The organism is Collinsella vaginalis, from assembly GCF_900176655.1.
In the GTDB taxonomy this organism is placed as follows: Bacteria; Actinomycetota; Coriobacteriia; order Coriobacteriales; family Coriobacteriaceae; genus Collinsella; species Collinsella vaginalis.
Genome location: NZ_LT838844.1, coordinates 463,633 through 489,006 on the forward strand (window position 1 = coordinate 463,633; position 25,374 = coordinate 489,006).

The following is a 25,374-nucleotide window of genomic DNA, read 5'->3' on the forward strand; positions in this document are numbered from 1 at the left end:
AGCGGGAGGGGATCCCATGGACAGCTTGAGGTACCGAACCCTCGAGAACACCGGCTACGACGGCTACCTCGTGCCGCGCGATGCGCCGGAGCGGGTGCTCCAATTCGGGGAGGGCAACTTCCTGCGCGCCTTCGTGGACCGGTTCTTCGACCTGGCGAACGAGGCGACGGGTTGGAACGGCCGCATCGCCATGGTGCAGCCGATCGACGGCTCCTTCGACCTTGCCGACGGCATCAACGCGCAGGACTGCCTCTACACCGTCTGCATGCGCGGCCGCGAGGAGGGGGAGCGCGTCGACGCGTGCCGCCTCATCTCAAGCTGCAGCCGGTGCCTGAACCCCCACCGCCCCGCCGACTTCCAGGCGATCCGGGAGATCGCCGTCTCCGACGACCTTGCGATCATCGTCTCGAACACCACGGAGGCGGGCATCGCCTACGACCCCGCGTGCGGGCCCGATGACGAGCCGCCGGCGAGTTTTCCAGCCAAGCTCGCGCAGGTCCTGCACGCGCGCTGGGCCGCCGGCAAGCCGGGCGTCATCATCCTCTCCTGCGAACTCATCGACGAGAACGGGGCCGAGCTCGCGCGCATCGTCCACCGCCATGCGGCCGACTGGGGATGGGAGGGGGCGTTCGGCGCGTGGCTCGATGGGGACTGCGTCTTCTGCACGACCCTCGTCGATACGATCGTGCCCGGCCGGATCCGCGATCCCGAGGAGGAGGCCGCCCTGGCCGCGCGCCTGGGCTACGTCGATCCGTTCCTGACCGTGCGCGAGCCCTTCCAGATGTGGGGCATCCAAGGTGACGAGGACCTGGCGGCGCGCCTCCCCTTCACGGCGGCGAAGCTCCCCGGCGTCTTCGTGACCCCCGACGTCGCGCCCTACAAGAAGCGCAAGGTCCGCATCTTGAACGGCGCGCACACGGGCTTCGCGCCGGGCGCCTGGCTCGCGGGCTTCGATATCGTGCGCGATTGCATGCACGACGCCGTGGTGCGCGGCTTCATGGACCGCATGTTCGAGCGCGAGGTTATCCCCACGCTTTCGGGCGAGCTTGACGAAGAGGATGTGCGGGCCTTCGCCGCCGCGGTTCGAAACCGGTTCGACAACCCCTTCATCGACCATCAGCTCCTCTCCATCTGCCTGAACTCGACGGCCAAATGGCGCGCCCGCAACCTGCCGACCCTGCTCGACTACGTCGCCGCCGAAGGTACGCCGCCGCGCTGCCTGACGACGAGCCTCGCCGCCCTGATCGCCTTCTACACGACGGGCTGCACCGGTCGCGACAAGGCGGGGCTGCACCTCACACGCGCGGACGGCACGGCCTACACGGCACGCGATGATGATGCCGTGCTCGATTTCTACGCCGCGCATGCGGACGACACCGATGCGGACCTCGTGCCCGCCGTGCTTGCGAACGAGCGCCTGTGGGGGTGCGATCTGCGCTCCGTCGCCGGGCTCGAGGGGGCCGTCGCATCCGCCCTCGCGACCGTGCGCGCCGAGGGCGCCCGCGCCGCGTTCGCAGCTTGCTTAGACGAGGTGGGGCCAGCATGAAGGCGATACGGATCAACCCGGCCGACAACGTGGCCGTCGCCCTCGAGCCGCTGGCGGCCGGTACCGCAGTGGAGGTCCCCGGTGCCGGCGCCGTCACCGCGGTCGAGGACATCCCGCAGGGCCACAAGCTGGCGCTGTCACCGCTCGCTGCGGGGGAGGACGTCATCAAGTACGGCCTGCCCATCGGGCGCGCCACCACGGCGGTGGCGCGCGGGGCCTGGCTTCATACCCATACCATGGGGACGAGCCTCTCCGGTGAGGTCGCCTACGCATACCGGCCCACGCATCCGGTGCTGAGCCCCGTGCCGCCCGAGACCTTCTTGGGGTTTCGGCGGGCGGACGGGAGGGCCGCCATCCGCAACGAGATCTGGATCATCCCCACGGTCGGCTGCGTGAACGAGGTCGGCCGCGCGCTCGCCGCCGGCGCCCAGGACCTCGTTGGCGGCCCGCTCGAGGGCATCCATTGCCTCCCGCACCCCTTCGGCTGCTCGCAGACGGGAGCCGACCACGCGCGGACCCGTGCGCTCCTGGTCGCGCTCGCGCGCCACCCAAACGCAGCCGGCGTGCTCTTCCTCTCCCTCGGATGCGAGAACTGCACCCACGACCAGGTCATCGAGGAGCTGGGCGACTTCGATCCCGCGCGCATGCGGTTCCTGAACTGCCAGGACGTCGCGGACGAGCAGGAGGCGGGCCGCGAGATCCTCGCCGACCTCGCCGAGCTCGCGCGCGCCTCGTCCCGCGAGCCGATCCCCGCCAGCGAACTCGTGCTCGGGCTCAAGTGCGGTGGGTCCGATGGGCTCTCGGGCATCACCGCGAACCCCGTGATCGGCCGCGTGAGCGACATGGTCGTCGCACGCGGCGGGTCGAGCGTGCTCACCGAGGTGCCGGAGATGTTCGGCGCTGAGAGCGTCCTTCTCGGCCGCTGCGAGAGCCGCGCCGTCTTCGACGCGGCGGCGAAGATGCTCAACGGCTTCAAGGACTATTTCATCAGCCACGGCGAGGCGGTCTTCGAGAACCCGAGTCCCGGCAACAAGGACGGCGGGATCACCACGCTTGAGGACAAGAGCTGCGGCTGCGTGCAGAAGGGCGGCACCGCGCCCGTCGTCGACGTGCTCGCCTACGGGGACCGGGTGCGCCGGAGCGGGCTCTCGCTGCTGTGCGGTCCCGGCAACGATATGGTCTCCACCACGGCCCTCACCGCAGCGGGCTGCCATGCGATCCTGTTCTCGACCGGGCGCGGCACGCCCTTCGGCGCTCCGGCCCCCACGATCAAGGTCTTCTCCAACGACGCGCTCGCCGCGCGGAAACCCGGATGGATGGATTTCAACGCGGGTGCCATCGCCACCGGCGAGCGGGACCTCGACGAGGCGGCTGCGGGCCTGTGGGATCTCGTGCTTCGGGTGGCCTCAGGGGAGCGGACCGCGGCGGAGCGGCAGGGCTTCCGTGCGATCAGCATATGGAAGGACGGCGTTGTCCTCTAGGAGGCGATGGGTGCGCGGGCTGATCGCCCATCGCGCGACGTCCTGCGCGGTCCGGCCCGTCCCGCGGCCCGCCCACGCCGGGGCGCGCTCAGGCGAAGCAGTCGGGGAAGGCCTGCATCACCGCGCCGCGCTCCTCGAGCATGAGGTGGAGGTGCGACGCGATGAGGTACTCGACCTCGTCGGGCCTTCGCTGCTCGATGGCGCGGTACAAGGTGCGGTGCTGCGCGATGATGTGGTCCCAGGAGAGCTCGCCCACCAGCACGCGCAGCCAGCGGTACCGGAGCAGGTTGATGCTCGACGCATCGAGCCAGCCCCAGAGCAGCGCCCTGTCCGCGATCTCGAACAGGTGCTGATGGAAGAGGTTGTCGGCATCGAAGAAGGCCCGCTTCTGGCCCTCCTCCGCGAAGCGCTCCTGCTCCTCGATGTCCGCGGCGAGGAGGGCGAGATCGGCCTTCCCGGCGCGGACGCAGCACTCGACCGCGACGGTGCGCTCGAGCTGCTCGCGCATGAACCGCGCCTGCTCGGCCGCGTTCATGTCGATCTTGGAGACGAAGGTCCCGCTCTGCGGCACGGTGTAGACGATGTCCTGCTGACCGAGGCGGACGAGGGACTCGCGGATGGGCGTCCGGCCCATCTCGAGGTCCTCGCTGACCTCTTTGAGCACCAGTTTCATGCCCGGGCGATACTCCGAGTAGATGATGCGCTGCAGGAGCGCATGGTACGCCTGCTCCTGGAGCGACTGTGCGGCGTCGGTCATAGGTCTCCTCCACGATCTGTCATATCAGTAGCGTAGCGTATTCACCCCGCCAGCGCAGGGATGTTCCTCAGGTGATTCCCCAGGGCAAAACAAATATACTAGTTAGGGAGGATGTGTGCACAGCGTGAGAGGGCGAAGTGGGGCCCTTATCTGAAATACTGACGTTTACCTGGAGAATATAACCGTCCACCGGAATTCTCACCGAGATGGTCCGTGACGATCGGCAAGCGGCCCGCGCCTTTGTATGATATCAGCCAGCAAACTAATATATCAGTTATGGGAGAGAAGGAGCAGAAATGGGTTTTTCGCTTGCAACCTGGCAGGACAGCGCGAAAGAGATCGAGTCGCTCGGTGTCGAGCTGCCCTCCTATGAGGTGGCCGAGGTCAAGCGGGCCGGCCGTCGGCAACCGGTCTGGATCCATGTGGGCGGCGGCAACCTGTACCGCGCCTTCCATGCGCAGATCGCCCAGGCGCTCGCGAACAAGGGGCTGCTCGATCGGGGCGTGGTTGTGGCCGAGACCTTCAGCCCCTACACGGTGGACACCGTGTACGCGCCGTTCAACTGCGATATCCTGCAGGTCGAGATGGGCGGCGACGGCTCCCTCACAGAGCGCCTGCTCGCCGCCACCTCCGACGCGCTCTTCGCCAACCCGCAGCGGCCCGCCGAGTTCGAGCGCATGAAGCGCTACTTCGCAAGCGCCGAGCTGCAGCTGGTGACCTTCACGATCACGGAGAAGGGCTACGGCCTCACCGATGCGCGCGGCACCCTGCTGCCGCAGGTCGCCCAGGAGATCGAAGCGGGCTCGGACGCCGCCGCGAGCAGCATGGGCATCGTATGCGCGCTCCTGCTCGAGCGCTACCGCGCCGGCGCCGCGCCCCTCGCCCTGGTCTCAACCGACAACTTCTCCCAGAACGGCAAGCGGTTTCGCGACGCCATCCTGGTCGTGGCCGAAGGCTGGCGCGAGCGCGGGCACGTCGCGCAGGGGTTCATCGACTACGTCTCCGATGAGGGGCAGGTGAGCTTCCCGTGGTCCATGATCGACCGCATCACCCCCAACCCGTCCCCTGAGACCGCCGCGGTCCTCAAGAGCCAGGGTTGGGACGATCTCGACCTGATCGATTCCGGCAGGGGGCCCCGCTTCGCGGGCTTCGCGAACACCGAGCCCGCGCACTACCTCGTCATAGAGGACTCCTTCCCCAACGGGCGCCCCGCGCTTGAGGAGGGCGGGGTGATCATGTGCGACCGCGCCACCGCGGAGCGGGCCGACACCATGAAGGTCACCGCGTGCCTGAACCCGCTGCACACCTGCCTGGCCGTGTACGGCTGCCTGCTGGGCTACACGCGCATCTGGCAGGAGATGGAGGATCCCGACCTGGTGGCGCTCATCCGCCATCTCGGCTACGACGAGAACCTGCCCATGGTCGAGGACCCCGGCGTCATCGATCCCGTGGCCTTCCTGGCCGAGCTGCTCGAACACCGCCTCCCCAACAAGAGCCTGCCCGATGCGCCGCAGCGCATCGCCGCGGACACCTCGCAGAAGATGCCCATCCGGTTCGGCCACACGCTGAACGCCTACCGCGCCGCCGGCAGAGAGACGGCCGGGCTCACCTACATCCCCCTGGTGATCGCCGGGTGGCTGCGCTACCTCATCGCCGTCGACGACGCGGGTGCGGCCTTCACGCCGAGCCCGGATCCGCTGTTGGACGAGCTGCAGGGGCAGCTTGCGGGGATCGCATGGGGCGAGCGGGACGCCGCGCGCATCCACGCCGCTGTGGGGCCCATCCTCTCCAACGGGGCCATTTTCGACTGCGACCTCTACGATCTCGGTCTCGGGGAGACGGTCGAGCGGATGCTCATGGAGGAGCTCGCCGGCCCCGGAGCGGTGGCGGCGACGATCAAGCGATATCTGTAACGGGCCCGGCACGGGCGGGAAAGGAAGGGGAGCCATGGAGCTCACATTTCGCTGGTACGGTCCTGAGGATGAGAAGATCACCCTCGAGCAGATCCGTCAGATCCCGGGATGCTCGGGTATCGTGGGGACGCTCTTCGACATTCCCGTGGGGGAGGTCTGGCCGCGCGAGCGCATCCACGCCCTCCGCACGCTGATCGAGGGGCATGGCCTCACCCTCAAGGTGATCGAGAGCGTGAACGTCTCAGATGACATCAAGATCGGTACGGCCAAGCGCGGCGAGCACATCAGGGCCTACAAGCAGACCATCCGAAACCTCGGTGCCGAGGGCGTCAAGGTCATCTGCTACAACTTCATGCCGGTCTTCGATTGGGTGAAAAGCGATCTCGACTACCGCCTGCCGGACGGCTCCTCGACGCTCGCGTTCATTCGCGGGAACATCCCTGACGATCCGCAGGAGATCATCGATCGCGTGAGCGCGGGTTCCGGTGACTTCACGCTGCCAGGTTGGGAACCAGAGCGCTTGGCGCAGGTCAGGGGCCTCCTGGATGCCTATCGCGAGGTAGATGAGGACCGCCTGCGTGAGAACCTCGTCTACTTCCTCAGGGCGATCATGCCCGTCTGCGAGGAGTGCGGCGTCAAGATGGCGATTCATCCCGACGACCCTCCGTACTCCATGTTCGGTCTGCCGCGCATCATCAAGAGCCGCGATGACCTCGATTGGCTCTGCCGCGCGGTTGACACGCCGTATAACGGCATCACGCTGTGCTGCGGCTCAATCGCCGAGGAGCCGGGAAACGACATCTACGACATCCTCGCCGAGTTCTCCCGCCGCGGGAGGATCCATTTCGTGCACATGCGCAACATCAAGTACATCTCACCCGAGGAGCCGGGCAACAAGGATTTCTACGAGGCGCCGCATCCGAGCCCTTGCGGATCGCTCGACATGTACCTCATGATGCGCGCCCTGCATGACAACGGGTTCGACGGCTTCATGCGGCCCGATCATGGGCGCATGATCTGGGGGGAGACGGGGAGGCCGGGTTACGGTCTCTACGACCGTGCCCTCGGGATCGCCTACATCAACGGCATGTGGGAGGCCATCGAGAAGGAAGCGCGATAGCAACGGGTGGGCGATGGCCCAGCCCCTCTCATTTCGCCTGTATAAGGTTGTGTGCCAGTCCATATTTCTCTGATGAGAGCTGGTCTGACAAGATGAAAATCGAGGGTCTTCATACAGCTGGAAGGGCCCTTATCGAGGGCGGTGGATCTGCCGTGTCAGCGCGGATTTCGCGTGACCTCCTGCCCCGAATGGGGTAAAGTTTCCTTAGTCAAACATCAGGAGGTCACCATGAATCCCGTCGACCTTATCATCATCGCCCTGCTCNCGCGCGCCCGCCCGCCGGGGTGGGAGCGCACCGCGACGCGCCCGGCCATCGTCAGGGCCAGCTTCTTGTTTGCCCAGGTCATAAGCTCTTTATGCGCGTCCCGGGCACTTGATTCATGCGCCATGCCCCTCCATCCCACCTCCGGCCCGCTGAAACTGACTTGTAACATTGCCCCCATACCATGGGAGGGCAATGCGGTGATCCGCTCGATACCCGGTGAGAGGGGCTGTCATATGGACCAGCAGCAGAACATCGACTTCGTCCTCCGCACCATCGAGGAGCGCGGGATCCGATTCGTGCGCCTCTGGTTCACGGACGTGCTCGGCCGCCTGAAGAGCCTCGCGATCAGCCCCGAGGACCTCGAAGTCGCCTTCGAGGAGGGCATCGGCTTCGACGGCTCGAGCATCGAAGGCTTCGCCGCGCCCGATGAGGCCGACATGCTCGCCTTCCCCGACCCCTCCACCTTCCAGGTCCTCCCCTGGCGCCCGAGCACCGACGGCGTCGCCCGCATCTTCTGCGATGTCTGCACGCCCGACCGCAAGCCCTTCCTCGGCGACCCGCGCGAGTGCCTGCGCCAGATGTTCTACAAGGCAGAGAAGCTCGGCTACATCCTGAACGTCGGCGCTGACGTGGAGTTCTACTACTTCCCCGACGATCACACGCCCGAGCCGCTGGACGAGGTTGGCTACTTTGACCTCACGCCGAGCGACTCGGCCCGTGACCTGCGGCGCTCGATGGTTCTCATGCTCGAGAAGATGAGCGTCCCCGTCGAGTACACCTACCACAGCGCCGGTCATTCGCAGCACGGCATCAGCCTGCGCCACGCCGAGGCCCTCTCGATGTCGGACGCCATCATCACGGCCAAGCACGTCATCCGCCTGGAGGCCTTCGAGAGCGGCATCCATGCCACGTTCATGCCCAAGCCGCTCGCCAGCCAGGCGTCGAGCGCCATGCTCCTGCAGCAGTCGCTGTTCAACCGCGATGGCGAGAACGTCTTCTGGGGCGCCGACGATGACCGCTACCACCTCTCAGACATCGCGAAGAGCTACATGGCGGGCATCCTCGATCACGCGCCCGAGCTCTCGGCCATCACCAACCCCACGGTCAACTCCTACAAGCGCCTGGTGGCGCGCGGGGGCAAGCTCCCGGCCGTCCCGACGCACGCCACCTGGGGCCTGCTCAACCGTTCGGCCATGATCCGCGTGCCCATCTACAAGCCGGGCAAGCACCTCTCGAGCCGCATCGAGCTGCGCACGCCGGATCCCATGTCCAACCCGCACCTGGTCAACGCCGTCACGCTGGCGGCCGGCCTCGACGGCATCAAGCGCGGCCTCACCCTGCCCGAGGAGGGCACGAGCGAGCTGCTGCGCCTCTCCGATCGCGAGCTCGCCGATCGCGGCATCCGCGCCCTCCCGAAGAGCCTTGGCGAGGCCCTGGACATCTTCGAGCGCTCGGAGTTCATGAAGGAGGCTCTGGGCGAGCACATCCACGGCTACTTCCTCGCGAAGAAGCGCGATGAGTGGAACCGCTACGCCTCTACCATCACCGAGTGGGAGCTCAAGTACTATCTGGCGAATTCGTAGTCGCCTGCACGGGCGTCGGGTGGTTGATCGTGCGCCCGACGCCCGGTTCTTGTTATCATGCCGAAGAGGAGAGGGAGGATGCCATGTCTGAGAAGAACGTCCTGTTCATGGCGCGCACGACGCGGTTCCACGAGTTCGTGAGGTCCCTCATCACGTCCATGGGTGCCGAGGTCTTCGCGGCCACGCCCGATTCCCCGGGTGTGTCCAGCGATTTTGACCTCCTGGTGCTTGATGCGGACGGCGTTCGATCGGACCGCCTCGAGCAGATCTCGAAATGGCTCGAGGGCCGCGGCAACGTCCCCATGCTCCTCATCGTACCCGAGGAATCCCTGCACGACCTGCACCTGCCTGCGCGGGCGCGCGCTGATTTTATCTGCTCCGGGGCGAGCGAGGCCGAGCTCGAGGTGCGGGCGCGCCGCCTGCTCGGCGAGGAGGACCCCTTCATGGCCGACGACGTGATCACGATCGACGGCATGACCATCAACCTCGCGACCTACCAGGTTTACCTGGATGACGAGCCGGTCGACCTCACCCTCATGGAGTACTCGCTCCTATCCTTCCTGGTGACCCACCCCAACCACACCTTCAGCCGCGAGGTCCTGCTGCACCGGGTGTGGGGCTTCGAATACTGTGGCGGCACGCGCACGGTGGACGTGCACATCCGACGGATCCGCTCCAAGGTGGGCCCCTCCATCGCCGCGCACATCACCACGGTTCGCGGGGTCGGTTACCTGTTCAAGGAGTAGCTTCGGCGGGTGCCGAATGTGCGGAGGCGGGTTCGTCCGATCCGCCGGCGCGGCTCGAGCCCAGTTGCTTACGGCCTCCTTGTGCCGATGTGGGCGCGATCTGCGCTACCTCTCTCAACAACTTGCATTTTCATTAAGGTGATCTCCTCGTCCCGCCACACCATTTTGATGTGGGGTACAACGGATGCAGGTTTTCGAGTAAGAGAGGACTGCTATGAGCGATGATCAGACCCCCCAGCGTCCCGGGGGATTCGGCGCAGGTGCGCCGCGTGTCGAGGTCGAGTCGACGCCGCAGGCGCCGTCTGGCGCGGAGAGCGGCCCGACGCCGCCCGCGGGGATGGCCGAGCCGACGGCCCAGATCCCGACGGTGCCTCCGGTGGGTGCCACCGCAAGCGTCCCACCGGTTGCCACTGAGACCGTCAAGCACACGGTGGTGAAGACCAGGACGAAGAAGTTTCCGGTGTTCATCGCCTCCCTCGCTGGCCTCGTGGTCGGCGCGATCCTGGTCGTCGCTCTGGTCATGATCGGCGCTTTCCGCGTCCCCGGCAACAGCACGGCGTCGACCGGAGCCACCACCAGCCAGCAGACGATCGACATCAACTCCGAGGACACCACGCTGGCCGAGGCCGTCTCGGCGAAGGCCCTGCCGTCGGTCGTGTCCATCAGGGCGACGACGGGGGAGTCCACATCCGGTGACACCTCCACGGCCTCCAGCTCCTCGGGTAGCATCGGGTCGGGCGTGATCCTCGACTCGAACGGCAACATCCTGACGAACTACCATGTCGTCTCCGGGGCGACGAGCCTGACCGTGACCCTCGACAGCGGCGAGACCCGCGAGGCCGAGCTCGTCGGCTCCGACCAGTCGAGCGACCTTGCGGTCATCAAGATCAAGGACACCTCGGGGCTCACGCTGACGCCCATCAGCATCGGCGACTCCGACAACCTCAAGGTGGGCACCTGGGTCATGGCGATCGGCAGCCCGTTCGGCAACGAGCAGTCCGTGTCGACGGGCATCGTGAGCGCCCTCTACCGCTCGACCGCCCTGCCGAGCACCACGGGGACGAGTATCTACGCCAACATGATCCAGACCGACGCGGCCATCAACCCGGGTAACTCCGGCGGTGCCCTGGTCAACAGCAACGGCGAGCTCATCGGCATCAACTCCGTGATCGAGAGCTACTCCGGCTCGAGCTCGGGTGTGGGCTTCGCGATCCCCATCAACTACGCGAAGAACATCGCCGACCAGATCATCGCGGGCCAGACGCCGGTCCACCCCTACCTCGGTGTGACCCTCACCACGCCGCGCACGAGCAGCTCGAGCGATGCGACGGGCGCCCAGGTGGTCTCCGTTGAGGAAGGCGGCCCCGCTGCCGAGGCCGGCATCCAGCAGGGCGATGTCATCACCGCCGTCGACGGCGAGGCCGTGACCTCAGCGGACGGGCTCATCATCGCGCTGCGCGAGCACGCGGTGGGCGACAAGGTGACGCTCACGGTGAACCGCGATGGCAAGGAGCAGGACGTGGAGGTGACCCTGGGATCCGACGAGGCCCTGCAGAACTCTCAGCAGCAGGATGCCACCGAGAACGGATCCGGCAGCGGCATGAGCCGCGAGGAGCTCCTCGAGTACCTCCAGAACCTGCTGGGTGGTCAGGGCAGCAACCAGTAAGATCCGCTAACGGCTGAGCAGGTCGTTCGCCACTAAGGGAGCCTCGCGTGCGACGTGCGCCCGGGGCTCCCTTGCGTTTTCGACGAGTGGCCGCGGGCAGGGCACGATGGGGGCTTGATGCTGATCCGTCTGCATCGATGTGCCCGCCTGCCCTTTCGCCGCGCGCGATCATCCCTTGGCCACGCAGCGCCGCCACAATGCCGACCGTGCGAGATTCGTCCTTTCGCGAGGCTCAATGGCAGAATCCTGCACGCTCACCGCTCCCGGTTCACGTGACAGTGCGTAATTCTGCGTTAGGGGTGGTTTAAAAGGCGAATTCTGCACGCTCGGCATCGGGGTTGCTCATGGGCCACGGCAAGAAACCCTCGGCAAGCTGAACGCCGATCTTGGCCCCATCGCTATGCCGATGTGTATGCAGAGACAACAAAATACCTGGTGAAAGCCGTATATTACGGTATAAAGCCGAGTTTCTCCCCAGCTCCTGAAAAGCGCTAATATGTTGAGTATATGACCGCATACCCGCGCAACCGAATGCGCGCGGTGCTGCGTGTCGAGAAGAGGAGCCGGAAGGGGAGAGATGTTCACTCTTCATGAGACGAGAGGCGGTGTGCACCCGCCTCAGCTCAAGGACATGCGCGATTACGCGTGCAAGCTCATTGACGCGCCGAAGCAGGTGCGGATCCCGCTGAACATGCATATCGGAGGCCCGTGCAAGCCCGTGGTCGCTCCAGGCGATCACGTCTTCGTGGGCACGCTGATCGGCGACGGCGAGGGGCTCTACGCCCCTGTTCACGCGAGCATATCGGGTACGGTTGTGAGCACCGATGTCGAGGATCTGCCCACCGGCGCCGCGGCACCGGTCGTGGTCATCGACTCCGACGGCAAGATGCAGCCCGACCCGGAGCTCAAGCCGCCCACCTATGCGAATAAGGACGAGTTCATCGACGCCGTACGCGCTTCGGGCACCGTCGGCCTCGGTGGCGCGGCCTTCCCCACCTGGTTCAAGATGCGCGCGCCCGAGGGCAAGCGCTTCGAGTTCCTCGTGGTCAACGGTATGGAGTGCGAGCCCTACATCACGAGTGACTTCCGTCAGATGATGGAGCATCCTGATCGCGTGGCCGGCGGCGTTCACCGCATCGCCCAGGCGCTCGAGATCCCCGCCGCCGTCATCGGCGTTGAGGACAACAAGCCCGAGGCCATCGAGCGTCTTCGCGCCACCATCGCCGAGAACGGCTGGGATGACCTGGTCGAGGTCATGGCCATCCCCACCAAGTATCCCGCCGGCGGTGAGAAGGTGCTCATCCATGCGGCAACTGGCCGTGACGTCCCGGCCGGTGGCCTGCCCGTCGACGCGGGCTGCCTCGTCATCAACGTCACGACGGCGGCGCGCGTGGAGTACTTCTGCCAGACCGGACGCCCGCTCGTCTTCAAGGTCATGACCATCGCAGGCGATTGCGTGCGCAATCCGGGCAACTACCTGGTGCCCATTGGCATGTCCGTGCGCGACATCATCGAGGCCGCCGGCGGCCTCGCCAAGGAGCCGCGCAAGATCATCATGGGCGGGCCGATGATGGGCCGCACCCTCACGGACATCGACTGCCCGGTCATCAAGGCCAACAATGCCATCCTGCTCCTGCACGACAACGCGGAGCTCGCCGATGAGTCTCCTTGCATCCGGTGCGGTCGCTGCATGCGGGCCTGCCCCCTCGCGCTCATGCCCTTTGCCCTCGATGCGGCGAGCCGCCGCCAGGACGTCATCGCCCTCGACGAGCACGCGGTCATGAACTGCATGGAGTGCGGCTCGTGCGTGTACGCCTGTCCGGCGCACCGGCGCATCGTCGCGAGTATCCGCACGGGCAAGGCCTTCTATCGCACCGAGACCGCCCGTCTGACCCAACCGAAGGAGGCGTAAGCGAATGGACCTCATCAACGAAGCCTCCCCACATTTGCACGGTCGCCAGTCGACGACGTTCATCATGGGTTGCGTGATCGTCTCGTTGCTCCCGACGCTCGTCGCGGCAACCGTTCTCTACGGCCTTGATTCCTTGATCCTCGTGCTCACGTGCGTGGTCACGGCCATCGTCGCGGAGCAGGCGTGCTGCATGCTCATGTGCCGTCCCACCACGGTGGGGGACCTCTCCTGCATCGTCACGGCCATGCTTCTGGCCTTCACCTTACCGGCGACCTGCTCGCTCGCGGTCGCGGCGCTCGGCACCGCGTTCGCCATCGTCGTGGTCAAGATGGCCTTCGGCGGTATCGGCAACAACTTCGCGAACCCCGCTGTGGCCGGCCGCATCTTCATCATGGTGGCCCTGCCCTCGGCGCTCTCGAGCTACCCTGACACGGTCGGCAAGGCCGTCGACGCCGTCTCAAGCGCCACGCCGCTCGCGATGGCCGCCTCGGGGTCCATGCCCTACAGCCTGGTGGACCTCATGGTGGGCAACTACGCCGGCGCGCTCGGTGAGACCTGCCTCGTCACCCTGCTCGTCGGGTACATCTTCCTGCTGGTCATGAAGATCGTCGACGGATGGGCGACGGTGCCCTTCATCCTCACGGTGGGTGCCATCATGGGCCTCGCCGGCCAGGATGTCGTCTTCCATCTGCTCGCCGGTGGCCTGGCGCTCGGCGCCTTCTACATGGTGACCGACTACACCACCACTCCGATGACGCCCGCGGGCAAGATCATCTTCGGCATCGGCTGCGGGCTCGTCACGGCCCTCGTGCGCCTCTTCGCCCCCGCACCCGAGGGCGTCGCCTTCTCCATCCTGTTCATGAACATGTTCGTCCCGCTGATCGACCGCTATACGCGCAACCAGCTGGTGGGAGGTGCCAAGCATGCCGTCATCTAAGAGCAATTCCCAGAGTGCGGGCCGTATCGCGCGCGCAAAGAATGGAGCCATCTACACGTTGGTGCTCCTGCTGGTTCTGACAGGTGTCGGCGCGGGCGTCGCCGCCCTCGCCAACGTGGGCCTCTACGGTGCATTCAAGGCCTCCGACGCGGCGATCGAGGAGGACAAGGGCGGTGCCCAGCGCGCGCTTATCTTCCCGGACGCCACCTCGTTCGAGCAGGTCAAGGCACCTGATATCGAGGGCCTGAACTCCGTGTGGAAGTCCGATGTCGGTGACTTCGTCTTCGACGTGCAGTCGGCCGGCTATCACGGTGATGTCGAGCTCATGATCGGCATCACCGCCGACGGCAAGGTGGCCGGGATCCAGATCGTCGCCGAGGACGAGACCGAGGGCATCGGCACCAACGCGCTCACTGACGAGTACCTTGCTAGCTTCAAGGACATGGAGGCCACAGGAACGCTCACGGTCAAGGAGGCGGGGTCCGGCGAGACCCATGTCGACGGTGTCTCAGGGGCCACCTTCACCTCGACCGCTGTGGTGGGCGACCTGAACATCGCCTTCGAGGCCTTCGCAGAAGTGGGAGGTAACTAAGATGGCGCTCAATGAAACCATCGCCCGCGCACAGGATCTGCGCGTGCGCTCGATGGTCCACACGCGGACCTTCGTCGTGGTGGCTGCGTCGCTGCCGGGGCTCGCTGCGGCTTCGACGCTGGTGAACGGCGCCTTGATGGGTGCCGCCGTCGCGGTGTCTATCGTGTGTGCGGCGATCCTCACGCGGCTCGTGCCGCGCTTCGCCGGCCGTGTCGCCCAGGTGCCTGTTGCCCTGATGCTGAACGCCGTGGTCGCGATCCTGCTCGGGTTCGCCCTGCGCGCCGTCGAGCCGGTGGCCCATCAGGCGCTCGGCCTGTACCCCGTTCTCGCCTGCGCGAGCGGCATGGCCTCGATCCTCGTCGCCGAGATGGGGCTCGAGACCGCTGAGGGTGAGCGCTTCACGGCGGTCGATATCGTGTTCGCGGCCGTGTCCGCTGTCGTGGTGCTCGCCGCGTGCGGGTGCCTGACCGAGCTGCTCTTCACCGGCCAGGTGCTCGGTGTCGCGGCGGGCCCGCTCGCCAACAGCTCGATCGCGATCTTCGGCAAGTCGTCCGGATCGCTGCTGATCCTCGCGCTCGTGGCCATCATCGTGCAGGCGACGGAGCGGTCGCACGCCGGTGCGGAAGATGGGAAGGAAGGTGAGCGCGCATGAGCTTCATCAACGCGATCTTCACCGCCGCGCTTGACAATAACCTTGTGTTCACGCAGGTCATAGGCCTGCTGAGCGTGATCGTGCTCGCCGGTCGCCCCACGGAGGCGCTGCGCTACGCAGGCCTGCTGGGGCTGGCGACCGCCACCTCGGGCGTGCTCGGCTCGGCGCTCTATGCCGGGTTCCTGGCTCCGTGGGGGACAGGCTACTTCGCGCCCGCCGTGCTCGTCGTGCTGAACGCGGCCATCGTGTGCGGTGCGGCCGCCGTCATGGCCCGCGGGCTTTCGGCGGCGGAGCGCCTGGAGGCCCTCCGTCGGGCGACGATTCCGGCGGTGAGCAGCGCTCTGCTCGGCGTGAGCTTGGCGAATGCGGTCGCAGCCGACGCCGGCACGGCGACGGTCGAGGGCCTCATGGGCACTGCGATCGGCTCTGGCATCGGCGTGTTCCTCGCTGTGGCGCTGTTCTCGCTCATCCGCAACCGCGTCGACGACACCCTGGTCCCCCGGGCCCTGCGCGGCCTGCCCATCTCGCTCGTGACCGCCTCGCTCATGGCGCTGGCGTTCTCGGGTGTGGCGGGTATCGCCGGCGGCATGTTCGCGTAGAGGAGGGAAGAGATGGATCCGCTGATTCAAACCCTGGTTCCGCCCATCATCGCCGTCATGGCGGTTGCGGTGCCTGCCCTGGTGCTCGTTGCGGTGGCCGCCTTCGCCCGCCGTGCCGAGCGTGAGCTCGCCGCTGAGGACGTATCCGCAGCTGCAGAGGACTAAAGGGTTCGATTCCTAGTTTTTGAGATTGCGGGCCGGGGCTGCCGATGTTGGCCGCCCCGGCCCGCGTTCACCAGTCTCGGTGTGGACTGTAGGCGGTGCACTGGAGTCGCTCTCCCACGTTGCGATGTCAACTTTTGGGCCATGAAGCCTTCCGACCGGTGAAGTGCAGAGCTCCGCATGAAAAGTCACCGGTTTGGTACAGGTTTTCGAGGACCTGATAAAAACCTCCTCAGTTTGGTACAGGTTTTTGGCTATCTGCAAAGTAGCCGACGTGTCGGCGATTCATCTGCCAGCGGATCTTTTAGGCCATGCGCGGTCTATACATTGTGTGCTGCGAAAAACCTGTACCAAACTGACCGGGTTTATCAGCTGACTGTGAAAACCCGTACCAATCTGGCTAGGTTTTCAATCTGGGCGTGAGCGCTCAGGCCAAATCAATGAGATCTGATCGTTCCGGCCTCCACGTTTCTTTGTGGACGTAGTCAGTGACAGCCTCTGGCGGCTGCGGCTATGGACGCTGCGCTGCGCCCCTGGCACCTGTTTGCGTCCGGGTGGGCTGGTATTCTTGATGCGCTGGATAATCCACATCGCAGGGTGCGCGCCAGCGGGGCGCTGAGTCCCCGGTGGCATGCGAAGGGAGCAACATCATGTCTGATACGCAGGATAGCCTGTTCGCCTCAACCTCGGATTCCCTGCAAGAGGCGCCGGATACAACGTACGCTGAGGCGGCTGCACGCGCAGCCGACCTGCGTCACCTCCTCGACTACCACGCCTATCGCTACTACGCCCTCGACGCCCCCGAGATCACCGACGCCGCCTTCGACAAGCTCTTGATCGAGCTCCAGGGCATCGAAGCCGCCTATCCCGACCTCATCACGCCCGACAGCTACACCCAGCGCGTGGGCGGCTATGTCTCGGAGCAGTTCGCCCCCGTCACGCACATGGCCCGCATGTACTCCATGGATGACGCCATGAACCTCGAGGAGCTCGATGAGTGGCTCGAGCGCACCGAGGAAGCGCTCGGCGCCGGCGGTGTCACCTACACCTGCGAGCTCAAGATCGACGGCCTCGGGGTGGCGCTCACCTACCGTAACGGTGCGTTCGTGCGGGCGGCCACCCGCGGGGACGGCACCACGGGCGAGGACGTGACCCTGAACATCCGCACGGTGCGCGATGTCCCCATGCATCTCTCCGAGGCCGCCCTCGCCCAGATGGCCGCTGACCGCGATACCCCCATCGAGGTGCGCGGTGAGGTCTACCTGCCCAAGGGGAGCTTTGTGCGCATGAACGAGGAGGCCGACGCCGAGGGCCGGGCCCCCTTCGCCAATCCGCGCAACGCCGCCGCCGGCAGCCTCCGCCAGAAGGACCCCAAGATCACGGCAAAGCGCGATCTCGCGACGTTCATCTACGCCATCGCAGACACGGCGCCGCTGCACGTGCACTCCCAACGCGAGTTCCTCACCTGGTTGGGCACCGCTGGCTTCCATGTGAACCCCAATGTGGCCACCTGCGGCTCGCCGGCCGAGGTGCATGCGTTCTGCGCCGACGCCCTCGCGCACCGCGGCGATCTTGACTACGACATCGACGGTGTGGTCGTGAAGGTCGACAGCTTCGCGATGCAGTCGGAGCTCGGCTTCACCGCCCGCGCGCCGCGCTGGGCCATCGCGTTCAAGTTCCCGCCCGAGGAGAAGCGTACGGTGCTCCGAGAGATCCGCATCCAGGTGGGCCGCACCGGCGTGCTCACACCGGTGGCCGAGTTCGATCCGGTGACGGTGGCGGGCTCCACCATCGCCCGCGCTACCTTGCACAACGAGGACGAGGTGCACCGCAAGGACGTGCGCGAGGGGGATACCATCGTCGTCCACAAGGCCGGCGACGTGATTCCCGAGGTTGTGGGGCCGGTGCCTGAGCTGCGGCCTGAGGGTGCGGAGCCCTGGCATATGCCGGAGACCTGCCCCGCCTGCGGCAACTCGGTGGTGCACGAGGAGGGCGAGGTTGCCCACCGCTGCGTCGCGCTCGACTGCCCCGCGCAGCTTAAGGAGCGCCTGCTCCATTGGGTGAGCCGGGGCTGCATGGACGTGGACGGTGTGGGCGAGGAGCTCGTGGAGAAGATGATCGCTGCGGGCCTCCTGCACGACGTGGCCGACTTCTACCTGCTCACGGCCGAGCAGGTCGCGGGACTTGACACGGGCCGCGCCTACCTCAAGGACGACAAGCGCCGCGGCGTCTCCGCCGGCGATCCGATCCTCGTGGGGCCCACCATCGCCGCAAAGGTCGTGGACGAGCTCGTGAAATCGAAGTCCAAGCCGCTGGGCCGCGTGCTCTTCGCCCTCGGCATCAGGCATGTGGGGAAGAGCGTGGGCGAGCTCATCGCGCGGCGCTTCCTGACCCTGGACGCGCTGGTGCAGGCGAGCGAGGAGGAGATTGCCCAAATCGACGGTATCGGTCCCAAGATCGCCGAGAGCGTGCGCCAGTTCCTTTCGGTCCCGGAGAATCTTGCGGTGCTCCAGCGCCTGCGCGAGGCGGGGGTCTCGATGGAGGAGGACCTGGGTGCCGAGGCGGCGCGCACGGCGGCGGAGACGGGTGTGTCGGCCGACCTCGCCGAGGCACAGCCGCTCGCTGGGCTCACCTTCGTGCTCACGGGCACGCTTGAGCGCCGCACGCGCGATGAGGCGGGCGAGGCCCTGAAGGCCCTCGGCGCCAAGGTGACGGGCTCGGTCTCAAAGAAGACGAGTTACGTGGTGGCCGGTCCGGGCGCGGGCTCAAAGCTCACGAAGGCCGAGAGCTTGGGCGTGCCGGTGCTCGATGAGGACGCGCTCGAGCGGGTGCTCGCCACCGGCGAGGTGCTAGCGAGTGCGTAGGCGCCCCACGCGGCGCCCCCAATGCCCGGGCGCTGCTCAACAGGGCCCAACGCGCCTGCTCATGCCCGCCCGGCGCGGTCCACGGGTGCCAGACGGGCACAGCATGGCCTGCCGTTGCGGGAAGGCGACGGTCGCGCGCTCGGTCCACGCCGTCCGAATGTGATGAAAATGAGACGCACCGGCATGCGCCCGAGTCAAGCGGGAAGATAGACCCCATATGACATGGGATCGGCGCGGGAATGCGGGGAGATGAGCGTGAGGGAGTTTCGGCGGCTGCTATCGTATCTGGGGCCGGAGCATCGGGTCGACGCCATCGTCGGGGTGTTGATCGTCGCGGTGGAGACCTCGCTCGAGCTGTTCATCCCCGTCCTCATGGCCGGTATCATCGATGCCGGCATCGCCCGGGGCGACATCGGCCTCATCATCCGCCAGGGGTTGATCATGGCCGCCCTCGCGCTTCTCTCCCTCGCGCTCGGACTCGGCTACGCCCGCTTCTCAGCGCGTGCCGCGGTGGGCCTCGGCACGAACCTCCGCCGTGCCGAGTACGAGGCCATCCAGGGGTTTGCCTTCCAGAATCTCGACCGTTACCAGACGTCGTCGCTGGTCACACGCATGACGACGGACATCACCGTGATCCAGAACGCATTCTCAGGCGGCTTCCGGCCTATGGTTCGCGGTCCCGTGATGCTCGTCATGGGGCTGGTGTACGCGAGCTATATGAACGTCGAGCTTGCTGGCGTCTTCTTCGTCCTCCTGCCGATTCTCGCGGCCGCCCTAGCGCTTATCACGCGCCGGGTGGCCCCGCTCTACCGGGAGCTCCAGACCTCGATGGATGGGCTCAACGACGTGCTGCGCGAGGATTTCACGGCCATCCGGGCCGTCAAGGCCTATGTGCGCGAGGATCACGAGCGAGGCGTCTTCGACGGCGTGAATGGCCGCCTCGCGGCCACTTCCACCAGGACCTTCGGCACGGCCGTGCTGAACCTCCCCCTCTTCCAGCTCGCCATGTACGCGGCAGCCACGCTCGTGCTCTGGGTAGGAGGCCAGATGATCCTCGATGGCCGCCTCATGGTGGGCGAGCTCGCCGGCTTCATGAGCTATGTGCTGCAGATCATGAACTCGCTGATGATGATCTCAAACGTGTTTCTGTTGCTCACTCGTGCTCTTACGAGCGTGGCGCGCGTGGGCGAGGTGCTCGACGAGGCCCCGGCCCTCGCCTCTCCCGCTCCGGCCCGCGCCCTCGCGACGGTCGAGGACGGGGCCGTGTCCTTCCGCGACGTCTCCTTCCGCTACAGCGCCGACGCGCAGGAGAACGTCCTCGAGCACATCGACCTCGAGGTTCCCGCCGGCAGCTGGCTTGGTGTCCTCGGCGGCACGGGCTCGGGCAAGAGTTCTCTCGTGCAGCTGATCGCCCGCCTTTACGATGTGAGCGAGGGGGCGGTCCTCGTGGGCGGCCGTGACGTGCGCGCCTACGACCTGGCGGCGCTCCGCGATGCCGTGGGCATCGTGCTCCAGAACAACGTCCTGTTCACAGGCACTGTTCGGGAGAACCTGCTCTGGGGGAACGACGGGGCCTCCGACGAGGAGCTGCTCGAGGCCTGCCGTCTCGCTTGCGCCGACGAGTTCCTGGACCGCATCGGTGGACTCGACGGGGACCTCGGCCAGGGCGGGGCCGGTGTCTCGGGCGGTCAGCGCCAGCGCCTGTGCATCGCCCGCACCCTGCTCAAACGGCCGCGTATCCTCGTCTTCGACGACTCCACGAGCGCGGTCGACACGGCGACGGAAGCGAGGATCCGCTCAAACCTGGCGACCCTCTCCGGCGTTACCCTCATTGTCATCGCCCAGCGCGTCACCTCGGTGATGGAGGCGGACCGTATCGCCGTCCTCGATGACGGGCACCTACACGGGGTGGGCACGCACGAGGAGCTCATGGCCTCCGATGAGATCTACCGGGAGATCTTCGACTCGCAGATGGAGTTTGCCGTCGGGTTGCCGCCAGCGGACCCGGCACCCTCGCAGGGGACGGCCCCGGCGCCGCAGCCCGCGATCGGGTGGGGAGGTAGGGCCCATGCCTAGGACTGCCGCTCAGGCGCGTCCCGCGGACCTCGCCTCCACGGCGCGTCGTCTGCTCTCCTACATGGGGCACGCGCGATTCCTGCTCGCCGTCGTCGCTGTCCTTGCGACGGTCTCGGCGCTCGCGAGCCTCATCGGCACCTACATGGTGCGCCCGATCGTGAACGGACTCGCCGCCGGGGATATCGGCCTGCTTCGGGCGCAGGTCCTCTTCACAGCGGGTGTCTACGCCACGGGTGTGCTCTCCTCGCTCGGGTACACGCAGATCATGGTCCGCGCCGCCCAGAAGGTGGTCTTGGATATCCGCTGCGACCTTTTCGCTCACATCCAGACGCTGCCGCTCTCGTATTTCGACCGTACGCGCACGGGCGACGTCATGAGTTACTTCACGAACGACGTAGACACGGTCGCGGAGGCGCTGAACAACAGCTTCGCCAACATGATCCAGGCGGGGATCCAGATGGTGGGCACGACGATCCTCCTGTTCGTGCTCAACTGGCGCCTGACCGTCATCACGATCGTCTGCGACGCGCTCATCGTTCTCTACGTGCGCTTCTCGAGCACGCGGAGCAAGCGGTTCTTCGCGCGCCAGCAGGCGGCCCTCGGCGATCTCGACGGCTATGTCGAGGAGATGACCTCGGGACAGAAGGTCGTGAAGATCTTCAACCGGGAGCGTCAGAACCTCGCCGGCTTCGATGCGCGCAACTCCGAGCTCAGCCGGGCGAGCGCGACGGCCCTCACCTACGCGGCGAGCATGGTCCCCGTGACGGTCTGCGTGGGCTACGCGAACTACGCGATCGTCGCCGTGGTCGGCGGCATCCTCGCCGTGCAGGGGCTCGCCGATGTGGGCGCGCTTGCGAGCTACCTCGTGTTCGTGCGCCAGGCCGCGATGCCGATCAACCAGTTCACGCAGCTCGGGAACTTCCTGCTGAACGCGCTCGCCGGCGCCGAGCGCCTGTTCGCGGCCATGGACCGGGAGCCCGAGGTGGACGAGGGGAGGGTCACGCTCGCGCGCGTCGCCGAGGACGGGTGGGTCTGGGAGCTCCCGGCGGGCCATGGCCTGGGCGCCTGGGGGAAGGTCGTACCGGTGGGCGCGGGGACCGCGCAAACGGGCGCATCTGGCCCGAGCGCCGCCGACGGCACCGTGCTTGCCCGCGGCCCCATCCCGCTTCGCGGCGATGTGCGGCTGCATGCGGTCGATTTCGGCTACGTTCCCGGCCGGCCGGTGCTCAAGGGGCTCGACCTCTACGCGCACCCCGGGCAGAAGATCGCGTTCGTGGGGTCCACGGGGGCGGGCAAGACCACCATCACGAATCTTATCAACCGGTTCTACGACGTGGACGGGGGAGTGATCACCTACGACGGCATCGACGTGCGCGAGATCGCCAAGGCGGACCTCAGGCGGAGCCTCGGCATCGTACTGCAGGACACGCATCTGTTCTCAGGGACCATCGCGGACAACATCCGCTTCGGCAAGCTCGACGCCACCGATGAGGAGGTGCGCGCCGCGGCGGTGGACGCCTGCGCCGACTCGTTCATCCGCCGCCTGCCGGAGGGCTACGACACGCCCGTGACGGGCGATGGCGCGAACCTCTCGCAGGGCCAGCGCCAGCTGATCGCGATCGCGCGTGTGGCCGTGGCCGACCCGCCGGTGCTGATTCTCGACGAGGCCACCTCGAGCATCGACACGCGCACCGAGAAGCTCATCGAGCGCGGCATGGACCGGCTCATGCGCGGCCGGACGACCTTCATGATCGCCCACCGCCTCTCCACCGTGCGCGACGCGGACGCCATCATGGTGCTCGAGCGCGGCAGGATCGTGGAGCGCGGCACCCACGGGGAGCTCCTGGCCCGCCACGGCGAGTACTGGGCCCTCTGCCATGGCCTGAAGGAGCTCGACTAGGGCGGTCTCGCCTTACCCGATCACCTGCAGCAGCCCCGGACCGTAAAGGCTCAACAGGGTCATCGCGATGATCCCCGCGACAACCGAGAGGGAGGTCGCGAGGCCGGCCAGGCCGTAGTCGGCTTTCATCCAGAGGGTGAAGACCGTGCCCATCGTCGCCATGGGGGCCCAGGTGAGAATCGCGATAACCAGGAGCACCTCGCCCTCGAGGGGGAGGAAGGCGAGCACGGCCGCGCACATGCAGGCGCTGAGCGCGATGCGGGCGCCGAGCAACCGTGCGAGCTTCCCCAGCTTCTTTTGGTCCACGGAGAAGTTGATCATCAGACCGAGCATGAAAAGGGAGAGGAAGGCGTTCGCGTCCGCGATGGGGGAGAGGAGCTGCACGATCATCGGCGGCACGCGGATGCCGAAGACGGCAAGGGCGATAAGCAGCAGGTAGGCGTCGAACGGCACGGAGGTGAGCAACCGCTTCGCGATGCCGGCCACCGGGTGCTTCGGCGGCTCATCGGCGGTGATCACCTGGGTCAGGGCGTAGCTGCCGCCGGACATCAACAGCGCGTTCCCCGCGTCGAACATGCAAGTGGCCACCACGGCGGCCGGCGGGAACAGGGCCTGCACGAAGGGGAGGGCGAAGCAGCCGACGTTGAGCCCGCCGATGTTCAGCAGGTACAGGCGGCGGTCCTCGAGCTCGGACGCGCGGGTGAGCGGAATCGCAAGCAGGAAGGGACCGAGGGTGCAGGCGACGCCCACGGGGATCAGGATGAGATGGGTCGGATCGAAGTCCACCGAGCCGAAGGCGTGTATGATGGCGGCGGGCAGCGTGATGTTGAACACGAGACGCGAGATGAGATCGCCCCCGCCCGAGCCGATGAGCTCGATGCGCCGGGCCACGATGCCCGCGATGATGATGCAAACGAACGAGGCGATGGTGATCGCGATGGTGTCCATATGCTCCCTTGCGTGATTGCCGGTGGTGCGGGTGTGACGGGGAGGGGCCAGCAGGCTGTCTCCTAGGCAGCGGACGCTGGCGCACTGCAGGCGCAGTTGCCTAGCGCGCCCTCATGCATCCAGGCAGCGCTCCTCGATGATCGCTTTGAGCTCGTCGATGCCCTGGCCGTCTGAGGAGGAGGTCACGAGCAGGTCGCCGGTTTTCATGCCCAGCTTGCGTGCGATGTTCTGTCGCATCTGCGCGGCCCGGCCGCGGCTGAGCTTGTCGGCCTTGGTGAGCACCACCTGGAAGGGCAACTCGGCCTCTTTCAGGTAGTCGATCATCTGGTGGTCGAGCTGCGAGGGGTCGTGCCTGATATCCACGAGCGAGACCACGAGGTTGAAGCTGCGGTCGAGCTCGAAGAACTCGCCGATGAGGTCGCCCCAGCGCTCTCGCTCAGCTTTTGACCGCTGCGCAAAGCCGTAGCCGGGGAGGTCGACGAAGTGCACGCCGTCGGCCTCGAAGAAGTTGACGTTGGCGGTCTTGCCCGGGGTGCTCGACACCTTCACGAGGTTCTTCCGGCCGAAGATCTTGTTCATGATGCTCGACTTGCCCACGTTGGACCGGCCCACGAAGCTGACCTCCGGGCAGGTTGATTCGGGGATCTGCGACACCTTGCCGTAGCTGGCGACGAAGTGCGCGAGCTGGTAGTTGATATGCTCTGCCATGGCGGCTCCTTCAGGGTGGTCGGGGACGGTGTTGCCGGCGCGGGGGCTATTCGCTGAACGCGGGGTGTCCCAGCTGGGTGGCAAGCCTCCGCACGATGGCGAGGACGAGCCCGCTCGCGGTGCGCGCGTAATCCTCGAGGTCGAACGACCGCTCGCTGAGGGTGTCGTACGCCTCGTCGCAGTTGTCCGAGATCGCGCGGAGCACGAGGCAGTCAACCCCGTTCTTCGCCGCGATGTGGGCGACGGCGGCACCCTCCATCTCAACGCAGTCCGCGTCGGTCGCGGCGGAGACCTGGGCGCGCATATCGGAGCCGGTCACGAACTGGTTGCCGGTGGCGATCGTGCCGCGGCGGTAGCGCTTGAGCTCCGCTGTGGGGTTGTTCCGGCGGAAGGGGGAGGCGTCGGCGGCCTCACGGGCGGCGGACCCGGGTGCGAGTTCGTCATCTGCGAGGTCGACGCTCGCATACCCGTGGGACTTGAGGACGTCCTCGGCGAGGTCGACGAGGAAGCCGCTGCTCCCAAACTCCTCAAGGGAGGGAGAGGACTCTGCGATGAGGGCAGTGTCAGTGTCGAGGTAGCGCAGGCGCTCGCCGATCACCACGTCATCGATGTGCAGGCGCGGGTTGAGCCCCCCGGCGATTCCCGAGAAGATGACGGCGTTCGCCCCGTAGCGGGTGATCAGGAACTGAGTTGCGGCGGCGGCGTTCACCGTGCCCATGCCGGCGACGGTGGCGACGAGGTTGAACCCGGCGTACTCGCCGCCCACCACGGTGAGACCCGCGTCCTCGGCGACCGTGGCGTGTTCGATCTCATGGTAGATTTGGCGGACTTCCTTTTCGAGCGCGCCGATGATGGCGATCGTTGCGGGCATGGGTGCTCCTCATCTGGACCGGGGTTAGGTGTCAATTCTACCAGCTCGCAATGAGGGATCCGAAAACGGTGGCGGA

General features: G+C 66.6%; 20 protein-coding genes. 16 read left to right on the top strand and 4 right to left on the bottom strand.

All coding sequences use genetic code 11. From position 1 onward, the window contains the following. The first annotated feature begins 16 nt into the window (after positions 1–16). Together CAP13_RS08190 and CAP13_RS08195 are read left to right on the top strand one after the other, a co-directional pair. Positions 17–1,546 (top strand): tagaturonate reductase, encoded by a 1,530-nt coding sequence (locus CAP13_RS08190; protein WP_085831106.1) that lies wholly within the window; start codon positions 17–19, stop codon positions 1,544–1,546. After that, positions 1,543–3,027 (top strand): UxaA family hydrolase, encoded by a 1,485-nt coding sequence (locus tag CAP13_RS08195; protein WP_085831107.1) that lies wholly within the window; start codon positions 1,543–1,545, stop codon positions 3,025–3,027. Before CAP13_RS08190 ends, CAP13_RS08195 begins: the two co-directional genes overlap by 4 nt. 88 nt (positions 3,028–3,115) lie before the next feature. Here CAP13_RS08195 and CAP13_RS08200 read toward each other — a convergent pair whose 3' ends face one another. Further along, positions 3,116–3,784 (bottom strand): GntR family transcriptional regulator, encoded by a 669-nt coding sequence (locus CAP13_RS08200; protein WP_085831108.1) that lies wholly within the window; start codon positions 3,782–3,784, stop codon positions 3,116–3,118. A 296-nt stretch (positions 3,785–4,080) separates the two neighbouring features. Between CAP13_RS08200 and CAP13_RS08205 the strand changes: the two genes are divergently transcribed. From CAP13_RS08205 to CAP13_RS08265, 14 genes are all read left to right on the top strand, one after another. Further along, complete coding sequence (locus tag CAP13_RS08205; RefSeq protein ID WP_085831109.1) at positions 4,081–5,697, top strand: mannitol dehydrogenase family protein; 1,617 nt, start codon at positions 4,081–4,083, stop codon at positions 5,695–5,697. 34 nt (positions 5,698–5,731) lie between these two features. After that, positions 5,732–6,817: a mannonate dehydratase gene (uxuA, locus tag CAP13_RS08210; protein ID WP_085831110.1), complete on the top strand. Its 1,086-nt coding sequence runs from the start codon at positions 5,732–5,734 to the stop codon at positions 6,815–6,817. 498 nt (positions 6,818–7,315) lie between these two features. After that, positions 7,316–8,665, top strand: coding sequence for a glutamine synthetase family protein (locus CAP13_RS08215; protein WP_085831111.1), 1,350 nt, complete (start codon positions 7,316–7,318; stop codon positions 8,663–8,665). Positions 8,666–8,748: 83 nt separating this feature from the next. Next, positions 8,749–9,411, top strand: coding sequence for a winged helix-turn-helix transcriptional regulator (locus CAP13_RS08220; protein ID WP_085831112.1), 663 nt, complete (start codon positions 8,749–8,751; stop codon positions 9,409–9,411). A gap of 214 nt (positions 9,412–9,625) precedes the next feature. Further along, the gene (locus CAP13_RS08225) at positions 9,626–11,077 is read left to right on the top strand and encodes a S1C family serine protease (protein WP_085831113.1); all 1,452 of its coding nucleotides are present in this window, start codon (positions 9,626–9,628) and stop codon (positions 11,075–11,077) included. A gap of 577 nt (positions 11,078–11,654) precedes the next feature. Then, a complete protein-coding gene (gene rsxC / locus CAP13_RS08230; protein ID WP_085831114.1) occupies positions 11,655–12,989 on the top strand; it encodes an electron transport complex subunit RsxC in 1,335 nt (444 codons plus the stop codon). Positions 12,990–12,993: 4 nt separating this feature from the next. After that, the gene (locus CAP13_RS08235; RefSeq protein ID WP_085831115.1) at positions 12,994–13,926 is read left to right on the top strand and encodes an RnfABCDGE type electron transport complex subunit D; all 933 of its coding nucleotides are present in this window, start codon (positions 12,994–12,996) and stop codon (positions 13,924–13,926) included. After that, the gene (locus tag CAP13_RS08240) at positions 13,913–14,518 is read left to right on the top strand and encodes an FMN-binding protein (RefSeq protein WP_245798968.1); all 606 of its coding nucleotides are present in this window, start codon (positions 13,913–13,915) and stop codon (positions 14,516–14,518) included. Before CAP13_RS08235 ends, CAP13_RS08240 begins: the two co-directional genes overlap by 14 nt. Before the next feature lies 1 nt (position 14,519). Further along, the gene (locus tag CAP13_RS08245; protein ID WP_085831116.1) at positions 14,520–15,170 is read left to right on the top strand and encodes an Rnf-Nqr domain containing protein; all 651 of its coding nucleotides are present in this window, start codon (positions 14,520–14,522) and stop codon (positions 15,168–15,170) included. Further along, a complete protein-coding gene (locus tag CAP13_RS08250) occupies positions 15,167–15,769 on the top strand; it encodes an Rnf-Nqr domain containing protein (RefSeq protein WP_085831117.1) in 603 nt (200 codons plus the stop codon). Before CAP13_RS08245 ends, CAP13_RS08250 begins: the two co-directional genes overlap by 4 nt. Positions 15,770–15,781: 12 nt before the next feature. Continuing rightward, positions 15,782–15,934 (top strand): hypothetical protein, encoded by a 153-nt coding sequence (locus tag CAP13_RS10000; protein WP_179185007.1) that lies wholly within the window; start codon positions 15,782–15,784, stop codon positions 15,932–15,934. Between the two features lie 647 nt (positions 15,935–16,581). Next, positions 16,582–18,795 (top strand): NAD-dependent DNA ligase LigA, encoded by a 2,214-nt coding sequence (gene ligA / locus CAP13_RS08255; protein ID WP_085831118.1) that lies wholly within the window; start codon positions 16,582–16,584, stop codon positions 18,793–18,795. A 249-nt stretch (positions 18,796–19,044) separates the two neighbouring features. After that, positions 19,045–20,871, top strand: a complete 1,827-nt coding sequence (locus tag CAP13_RS08260; RefSeq protein ID WP_218775335.1) for an ABC transporter ATP-binding protein — start codon at positions 19,045–19,047, stop codon at positions 20,869–20,871. Further along, positions 20,864–22,771, top strand: coding sequence for an ABC transporter ATP-binding protein (locus CAP13_RS08265; protein WP_085831119.1), 1,908 nt, complete (start codon positions 20,864–20,866; stop codon positions 22,769–22,771). The genes CAP13_RS08260 and CAP13_RS08265 overlap by 8 nt, the downstream gene beginning before the upstream one ends. Positions 22,772–22,783: 12 nt before the next feature. Here the strand turns inward: CAP13_RS08265 and CAP13_RS08270 are convergent, their stop codons facing one another. The 3 genes from CAP13_RS08270 to CAP13_RS08280 all read right to left on the bottom strand — a co-directional run bounded on the left by CAP13_RS08270 (position 22,784) and on the right by CAP13_RS08280 (position 25,298). After that, positions 22,784–23,719, bottom strand: coding sequence for an AEC family transporter (locus CAP13_RS08270; protein ID WP_085831120.1), 936 nt, complete (start codon positions 23,717–23,719; stop codon positions 22,784–22,786). A 111-nt stretch (positions 23,720–23,830) separates the two neighbouring features. Beyond that, positions 23,831–24,427 carry a ribosome biogenesis GTP-binding protein YihA/YsxC gene (gene yihA / locus CAP13_RS08275; protein ID WP_085831121.1) on the bottom strand — a complete coding sequence of 199 codons (597 nt, stop codon included), beginning with the start codon at positions 24,425–24,427 and terminating at the stop codon, positions 23,831–23,833. Between the two features lie 46 nt (positions 24,428–24,473). Further along, entirely contained in the window at positions 24,474–25,298 is an 825-nt protein-coding gene (locus tag CAP13_RS08280) for a 5'-methylthioadenosine/S-adenosylhomocysteine nucleosidase (protein WP_085831122.1), read from the bottom strand. Positions 25,299–25,374: the final 76 nt, after the last annotated feature.

Excerpts from the sequence above, each read along its gene's own strand:
- CAP13_RS08260 (WP_218775335.1), top strand. The coding sequence starts at position 19,045 with ATGAGCGTGAGGGAGTTTCGGCGGCTGCTATCGTATCTGGGGCCGGAG.
- CAP13_RS08205 (WP_085831109.1), top strand. The coding sequence starts at position 4,081 with ATGGGTTTTTCGCTTGCAACCTGGCAGGACAGCGCGAAAGAGATCGAG.
- CAP13_RS08280 (WP_085831122.1), bottom strand. The coding sequence starts at position 25,298 with ATGCCCGCAACGATCGCCATCATCGGCGCGCTCGAAAAGGAAGTCCGC.
- CAP13_RS08270 (WP_085831120.1), bottom strand. The coding sequence starts at position 23,719 with ATGGACACCATCGCGATCACCATCGCCTCGTTCGTTTGCATCATCATC.
- CAP13_RS08190 (WP_085831106.1), top strand. The coding sequence starts at position 17 with ATGGACAGCTTGAGGTACCGAACCCTCGAGAACACCGGCTACGACGGC.
- CAP13_RS08265 (WP_085831119.1), top strand. The coding sequence starts at position 20,864 with ATGCCTAGGACTGCCGCTCAGGCGCGTCCCGCGGACCTCGCCTCCACG.
- CAP13_RS08250 (WP_085831117.1), top strand. The coding sequence starts at position 15,167 with ATGAGCTTCATCAACGCGATCTTCACCGCCGCGCTTGACAATAACCTT.
- yihA (WP_085831121.1), bottom strand. The coding sequence starts at position 24,427 with ATGGCAGAGCATATCAACTACCAGCTCGCGCACTTCGTCGCCAGCTAC.
- uxuA (WP_085831110.1), top strand. The coding sequence starts at position 5,732 with ATGGAGCTCACATTTCGCTGGTACGGTCCTGAGGATGAGAAGATCACC.
- ligA (WP_085831118.1), top strand. The coding sequence starts at position 16,582 with ATGTCTGATACGCAGGATAGCCTGTTCGCCTCAACCTCGGATTCCCTG.
- CAP13_RS08245 (WP_085831116.1), top strand. The coding sequence starts at position 14,520 with ATGGCGCTCAATGAAACCATCGCCCGCGCACAGGATCTGCGCGTGCGC.
- CAP13_RS08215 (WP_085831111.1), top strand. The coding sequence starts at position 7,316 with ATGGACCAGCAGCAGAACATCGACTTCGTCCTCCGCACCATCGAGGAG.
- CAP13_RS08195 (WP_085831107.1), top strand. The coding sequence starts at position 1,543 with ATGAAGGCGATACGGATCAACCCGGCCGACAACGTGGCCGTCGCCCTC.
- rsxC (WP_085831114.1), top strand. The coding sequence starts at position 11,655 with ATGTTCACTCTTCATGAGACGAGAGGCGGTGTGCACCCGCCTCAGCTC.
- CAP13_RS10000 (WP_179185007.1), top strand. The coding sequence starts at position 15,782 with ATGGATCCGCTGATTCAAACCCTGGTTCCGCCCATCATCGCCGTCATG.
- CAP13_RS08220 (WP_085831112.1), top strand. The coding sequence starts at position 8,749 with ATGTCTGAGAAGAACGTCCTGTTCATGGCGCGCACGACGCGGTTCCAC.
- CAP13_RS08240 (WP_245798968.1), top strand. The coding sequence starts at position 13,913 with ATGCCGTCATCTAAGAGCAATTCCCAGAGTGCGGGCCGTATCGCGCGC.
- CAP13_RS08200 (WP_085831108.1), bottom strand. The coding sequence starts at position 3,784 with ATGACCGACGCCGCACAGTCGCTCCAGGAGCAGGCGTACCATGCGCTC.
- CAP13_RS08235 (WP_085831115.1), top strand. The coding sequence starts at position 12,994 with ATGGACCTCATCAACGAAGCCTCCCCACATTTGCACGGTCGCCAGTCG.
- CAP13_RS08225 (WP_085831113.1), top strand. The coding sequence starts at position 9,626 with ATGAGCGATGATCAGACCCCCCAGCGTCCCGGGGGATTCGGCGCAGGT.